Source organism: Microbacterium sp. UBA3394, assembly GCF_002358725.1.
Lineage (GTDB): Bacteria > Actinomycetota > Actinomycetes > Actinomycetales > Microbacteriaceae > Microbacterium > Microbacterium luteum.
On record NZ_DEPK01000029.1, the window covers coordinates 1 to 6,161 of the forward strand.

Genomic DNA, 6,161 nt, shown 5'->3' on the forward strand with positions numbered 1-6,161 from the left:
GCTGAACGGCAGCTTCTCGTACCCGGGAACGGTGTCGATGCGGAAGATCTCGTAGTCGGTGCTGCCGACCGTCAGGGTGCTCTTGGCACCGAAGCTGTCAACTGTGGACACGTCCGTCTCCTTCGTCGCCGGCGGGCCCCGGGTATGGGACCGGCTCCCCCATCTTCGCCCCTCACGCGCGTGCGTGACCAGCAAGGCGGACCTTACTCAGGGAGAACTATTTATCTCGATGTCGAGATAAATAGTATCACCGGACGGGCCGACGGTGGAGCGCTCGCACGGCCAACCACGTGACGGCGAGCATGGGTGCGAACAGAGGCAGCCCCATGACGAGCTTGAGCGTTCCGAGTGCCGTCACCTCGCCGGCGAAGTAGAGCGGCAGCTGCACGACCAAGCGCGCGGCGAACAGCGCCGCCCACGCGATCGCCAGCCAGAAATAGACGCGGCGCTTGCGTCGATCGTGGCGCCACGCGGTGCCTTCGCCGAGGAGGAACCCTGCGGCGAGCCCGATCAGCGACCACCCGGCCAGCGCCGAGATCAACAGCGCCGAGCCGTAGATCGCATTGGTCACGAAACCCGGCACGAAGTTGTTGCTCGCATCCCCGGTGAGCAGAGCGAACGCCGCCGCGACCACGGCCGCGACGAGACCCCCCACCGCGGCCGTGACCGGCTGCCGGGCGAGCAGGCGCGCCGCCGTGAAGACAGCCGCCACACCGACCGACAGGCCGAGGGAGAGCCAGAGATCGCCGTCGCCGGAGTCCGGATCGATCGTGATGGTGAAGACCACGATGAACACCAGCCCGGGGAGCACCGATTCGAGGATGCCCCGCACACCGCCCATCGCCCGCCAGACGACATGACCGGTCGACGCCTCCTCGGCGGGATCGATGCCCGCGCGCCGCGCAGCCTGCCCGAGGGCCGCACCGATGGCGTCCGGCGCCGAAGGTCCCGTCGCCTCAGCCGACCCGGTCGCCGTCTCCTCGCGCGGCTCGGACTCGTCGGGCGTGGCGGTGTTCTCGCCGGTCACGCAGAACCCGGCGTCGCCGGCATCTTGAGGGGGATGAGGTCGCGCGGCGGCATCGGGGAGCCCCCTCGCACCACCACGATCGACCGGAACAGGTCCTCGACCTTCGCCGCCGCATCCGCGTCGGCGGCGCCGGCTCCCCCAATGACACCCCGCAGGAACCAGCGCGGACCGTCGACACCGATGAACCGGGCGAGTCGCTTGCCCGTCGACCCGTCCGCCGCCGAAACCGGCACCTCGGCCAGCAGCTCGTGACCCAGCGGACCTTCGCGCTCCTCGACGCGACCGCCCTGGGCGCGTACCTGCTCACGGATCTGTTCCCGCGTCTCGTCCCACAGGCCGCTCGAGCGCGGCGCGGCGAAGGGCTGCACCTGGAGCGTCGATTCGGCGTAGTCCAGCCCGACGGCGACGATGCGCTTGGTCTGCTCCTCGACCTCCAGGCGCAGGTTCAGACCATCCCGCGGCAGGATCTTGATGCCGCCCAGGTCGATGTACGGGCGGACCGGATTGGCCTCGCTGTCATCGAAGGGTCCCGAGGTCGCGCGGTCGACGGGAGTGGATTCGGTCATGAGGATGCTCCATCCTTCTGGTAGCCCGTGGAACCGAAGCCGCCGTCGCCCCGGGTGCTGTCGGGCAGGTCGTCCACCGGCACGAACCGCACCGGCGGGATCGGCATCACGATCAGCTGCGCGATGCGGTCGCCCTCCCGGATCGTGTAGGGCTCTCGTGGATCGGTGTTCAGCAACGCGACCTTGACCTCGCCCCGGTAGCCGGCATCCACCGTGCCCGGCGCGTTCACCACCGTGATGCCGTGCTTCGACGCCAGGCCGCTGCGCGGAACCACGAATCCGACGTGACCGTCCGGAAGTGCGATGCGGACGCCGGTGCCGACCAGCGCGCGCTCACCGGGCTCGAGGCGCACCGCCTCGGCGGCCACCAGATCGGCTCCGGCATCGCCGGGGTGCGCGTAGAGCGGGGCCTCACGGGCCATAATGAGGACATCCACCGATTCGGTCACGCAACGAGGGTAATGCAGAACAGAGCTGTCGACGTCGGCGCGGACGGCGCCGTGAACTATCGCGAGCGTCTGAGCCCGTCGCTGTGGAGCCTGGTCGCCGCCGCGCTCGCGGGGCCGATGGCAGCCCTGGTATTCGTCCCGGTGGACACCACGCTCGCGGTCGCGGCGGGCGCCGTCGTCGGACTCGGATCCGTCGCCGTCTGGATCGTCCTGTCGCCCCGGATCGAGGTGATGGGCGGGCGCCTTCGCGCCGGCCGAGCGCATATCGACGCGTGCCATCTCGGCGCCCCTGTCGCACTCACCGGCGAGGATGCCCGCCAGGCCCGTGGCCCCGGCCTTCATCCGCGCGCGTGGCATCTGCTGCGCGGAGGCATCGACGGCGTCGTCGTGATCCCGATCGATGATCCCGACGATCCGGTTCCCGCGTGGTACCTCTCCTCGCGGACACCCGACCGCCTGGCCGCGGCGGTGCGCCGGGCCTCGGCTACGAGCACTCCGTGCAGATGAAGCCGATCGCCTCTTCGTGATCGACCTGCGAGCGGTGCTTGACGAGGAAGCAGCTCATGCAGGTGAACTCGTCCTGCTGCGGCGGGAGGACCACCACATCCAGCTCGAGATCGGACAGGTCGGCGCCCGGCAGTTCGAAGCCCGAGGGGTTGTCGGAATCCTCGACGTCGACCGATCCCGACATCTTGTCGGGCACGCGCTCCTTGAGCGCTTCGATCGACTCGCTCTCGTCTTCGGACTTGCGCGGAGCGTCGTAATCAGTAGCCATTCGTGAGGGTCTCTACTTCCCAGAAGATTGCTGTGTGCCCATCGGGGCGGCGTTAGTTTGCACGACCGCTCCGGATTTCGCAAATGCGGATCACGGCCGGCGCGCTCGGGGTCGAACTCGCGGCGCGCCCGCGATATTCCCGGCGCCGGCGAAGCGCTGTGTCAGCATGGGCGACGTACGCCGAACCGGAGAGGCGATTGGCATGGAACAGCTCAGAGTGATCGGCACCGAAGACGACCGTCTCGTCGTCGCGACCGAGGCCGGAGATCGCTTCGCGCTCGCCCTCGACGACGTGCTGCGGGCCGAGCTCCGCCGCGTCAGACGCGAGTCGGATGCCCCCGAGAAGCGGGCGAGTCCGCGTGAGATCCAGTCGCACATCCGCGCCGGCCTGTCGACCAAGGAAGTCGCAGACCTGCTGGGGCTGCGTGTCGAAGATGTGCAGCGCTTCGAGCGTCCGGTGCTCGCCGAGCGCGAGCACATCGTCGGACAGGCCCTGGCCGTCCCCGTCCTGATGGGCTCCGAACTCGACCACGATGCGCATGTGAGCTTCGGCACCGCCGTGCGGGCGAAGCTCGCCGAGGCAGGTGCCGGCGGCGAGCGGTGGACGAGCTGGAAGGAGCAGAGCGGATGGGTCGTGAAGCTCGAGTTCACCTCCGGGGGGATCGAGCACGACGCGCGATGGGGCTTCGATCCGCGGCGGTCCACCCTGTCGCCGCAGAACGGCGATGCCGTTCAGCTCTCCCGCCAGGGCTCGCTCCCCGAGGGCCTCATCCCGCGCCTCCGCGCGCTCGACAACGCCGGCAAGGACGAGTCCCGCTTCGACAGCGGAGCGTTCGGCCCGCGCCGGGTGCCCGATGCCGAAGCCGAAGCCACCGCGCCGGCGGCGTCGACCACGCCGGCCACCGCGCAGGCCGTGCGCCAGGCCGCGACCAAGCGCGCAACCGACCCCGAGGTCACCACCTCGGCCGAGACCGCCGATCTCCTCGAGGCGCTGCGTCGACGCCGGGGGCAGCGGGAGCCGCTGCCCGAACCCGAAGACGACCGATCGGATCCGAACGCTCCCGTGGCACTCTTCGACGCCCTCGAGCCCGGCTACGAGTCATCCGAGGACGAGCCCGTCGCGTCCGACGACGAGATCGACGATCGCACGATCGTCATCGCCGAAGGAGCGGGGCGACGCAAAGGCCGCACGTCGATGCCCTCGTGGGATGAGATCGTCTTCGGCGCGCGCACCGACGACTGATCTCATCGGGCGAAGGCCCCGAGTCGGATGAGGGGGACGGTGCGCTCCTCCGACGTCAGCGACCCGTGCTGACCGACCATCTTCTGCGGCGACGTGTCCGCGACCCGATCGTCGTAGTAGGCGATGCTCTGTCGCGCCGCGACGAGGACGTCGCCGATCCGGGGCCGAACGACGCCGTCGACCGTCCCGAACAGTCCGGCTGCGATCGCCTCATCGCGTGTGAGCACCCACGACCGGGATGACTCGGACGACCTCCACCTCTCCGCGAGGTGATCCGCCGCGCCGCTCTCCGCATACAGATGCACCATCCTCGGCTCGCCACCGACGTGCCGCAGTCCTTCGGTGAGAGCCCCGTCACCGAACAGCACGTGTCGGTGACGCGGCACGTCGATCATGCCGTGGTCGGCGGTGACGACCAGACCGGTGTCGGGTCGGAGCCGTCGAGCCATTCTCGCCGCGGCCGCATCCACGCGCTCGAGCATCGCCGACCACTCGTCCGACTCCCAGCCCGCGCGGTGGCCGACGGCATCGAGGTCGGGGGCGTAGAGGTAGACGAGTGCACCGGGATTCCCGCCGGCGACGTCCGCGGCCAGGTCCACCCTCTCGTCGAGGTCGTCGACGCCGAAGACCTCCGCACCACGCGTTGTCGAATGCGTGAAACCGGTCGTCGCGTACTCGGCGCGGGTGACGACGAAACACGCCCGCCCGGACGCGGACTCGCGCTCAAGAATCGGACGCGCCCGCTGCCAGTCCGCGGGCAGGTCGTCCTGCTCCCAGCCGCGCAGCTGGTTCGCGATGCGGTCTGCACCCGGCACCAGGGCGCGGTAGCCGACCATGCCGCTCCTGCCCGGAGGCTCGCCCGTCAGCAGCGCTGTCAGAGCGGCCGCCGTCGTGGAGGGGAACACCGTCTGCGCAACATCCCGTCGCCCCATCGCAGCGGCGAGGAAACGCGCATGCCCCGTCCGCGCCGTGAGGTTCGCGGCACCGAGACCGTCGAGCAGGAAGATCACGACGCTGCGCGCCGGCGCGAACCACGTCGACTCCCCCGCCATGGCGGCGATCGACTCCGGCAGCACTCCGGTGAGGCTCCGTGCTCGCGGCGACGGGCCGGGTAGGCTCGTGGACATCCCGGCCAGTCTCCCACACGGGTGAAACGGCCATCGATCGTCCCCTCCACGAGGCCCTCACCCTTCATGCCCCGCACCGACTCCGCACCGCAGCCCGAAGAACGCATCGAAGACGTCGACGTCTCCGCAGAGATGCAGGGGTCCTTCCTCGAGTACGCGTACTCGGTGATCTACTCGCGCGCGCTCCCGGATGCGCGGGACGGACTCAAGCCGGTGCAGCGGCGCATCCTCTACCAGATGGCCGAACTCGGACTGCGACCGGACCGCGGGCACGTCAAGAGCGCGCGTGTCGTCGGCGAGGTGATGGGAAAGCTGCACCCGCACGGCGACGCCGCGATCTACGACGCTCTCGTGCGCCTTGCACAGCATTTCTCCCTGCGCGTTCCCCTCGTCGACGGCCACGGCAACTTCGGCTCCCTCGACGACGGCCCCGCCGCCGCGCGCTACACGGAAGCCCGCCTCGCGCCGGCCGCGCTCGCCCTCACCGAGCACCTCGACGAAGACGTCGTGGACTTCATCCCGAACTACGACGGCCAGTTCCAGCAGCCCGAGGTCCTGCCGGCGGCCTTCCCCAACCTCCTCGTCAACGGCGCTTCCGGCATCGCCGTGGGCATGGCCACGAACATGGCCCCCCACAACCTCATCGAGGTCGTGGCCGCCGCGACGCATCTGCTGGAGAACCCCGACGCGACGATCGACGAACTGATGGAGTTCGTTCCGGGTCCCGACCTCCCGTCCGGGGGCATCATCGTCGGGCTCGACGGGATCAAGGACGCCTACACGAATGGCCGCGGCTCGTTCCGCACGCGTGCGAAGACCTCCATCGAGCCGGTCGGCCCGCGCCGTACCGGCATCGTCGTCACCGAGCTTCCCTACCTCGTCGGTCCCGAACGCGTCATCGAGAAGATCAAGGATGCCGTCACCGCGAAGAAGCTGCAGGGCATCGCCGACGTGAACGACCTCACCGACCGTCG

At 69.7% G+C, this 6,161-nt stretch carries 8 protein-coding genes; 3 read left to right on the forward strand and 5 right to left on the reverse strand.

From position 1 onward, the window contains the following. Window positions 1–247: 247 nt before the first annotated feature. The 3 genes from B4E30_RS01435 to dut form a co-directional block, all read right to left on the reverse strand. Window positions 248–928 carry a DUF3159 domain-containing protein gene (locus B4E30_RS01435; protein ID WP_286793201.1) on the reverse strand — a complete coding sequence of 227 codons (681 nt, stop codon included), beginning with the start codon at window positions 926–928 and terminating at the stop codon, window positions 248–250. A gap of 95 nt (window positions 929–1,023) precedes the next feature. Then, the gene (locus B4E30_RS01440; protein WP_286793195.1) at window positions 1,024–1,593 is read right to left on the reverse strand and encodes a DUF3710 domain-containing protein; all 570 of its coding nucleotides are present in this window, start codon (window positions 1,591–1,593) and stop codon (window positions 1,024–1,026) included. Further along, the gene (gene dut, locus B4E30_RS01445; protein ID WP_286793196.1) at window positions 1,590–2,042 is read right to left on the reverse strand and encodes a dUTP diphosphatase; all 453 of its coding nucleotides are present in this window, start codon (window positions 2,040–2,042) and stop codon (window positions 1,590–1,592) included. The genes B4E30_RS01440 and dut overlap by 4 nt, the downstream gene beginning before the upstream one ends. 12 nt (window positions 2,043–2,054) lie before the next feature. On the opposite strand from dut, the gene B4E30_RS01450 reads away from it, so the two are divergent. Further along, complete coding sequence (locus B4E30_RS01450; RefSeq protein WP_286793197.1) at window positions 2,055–2,549, forward strand: DUF3093 family protein; 495 nt, start codon at window positions 2,055–2,057, stop codon at window positions 2,547–2,549. Here B4E30_RS01450 and B4E30_RS01455 read toward each other — a convergent pair. Then, a complete protein-coding gene (locus B4E30_RS01455) occupies window positions 2,527–2,817 on the reverse strand; it encodes a DUF4193 domain-containing protein (RefSeq protein ID WP_071043449.1) in 291 nt (96 codons plus the stop codon). The genes B4E30_RS01450 and B4E30_RS01455 overlap by 23 nt on opposite strands. A 202-nt stretch (window positions 2,818–3,019) precedes the next feature. On the opposite strand from B4E30_RS01455, the gene sepH reads away from it, so the two are divergent. Next, complete coding sequence (gene sepH / locus B4E30_RS01460; protein WP_286793198.1) at window positions 3,020–4,060, forward strand: septation protein SepH; 1,041 nt, start codon at window positions 3,020–3,022, stop codon at window positions 4,058–4,060. A gap of 2 nt (window positions 4,061–4,062) precedes the next feature. On the opposite strand, the gene B4E30_RS01465 is transcribed toward sepH, so the two are convergent. Continuing rightward, window positions 4,063–5,187: an alkaline phosphatase family protein gene (locus tag B4E30_RS01465; protein WP_286793199.1), complete on the reverse strand. Its 1,125-nt coding sequence runs from the start codon at window positions 5,185–5,187 to the stop codon at window positions 4,063–4,065. Window positions 5,188–5,253: 66 nt separating this feature from the next. Here B4E30_RS01465 and B4E30_RS01470 point away from each other — a divergent pair. Next, on the forward strand, window positions 5,254–6,161 hold a 908-nt coding region (locus B4E30_RS01470; protein ID WP_286793200.1), incomplete at its 3' end, for a DNA gyrase subunit A.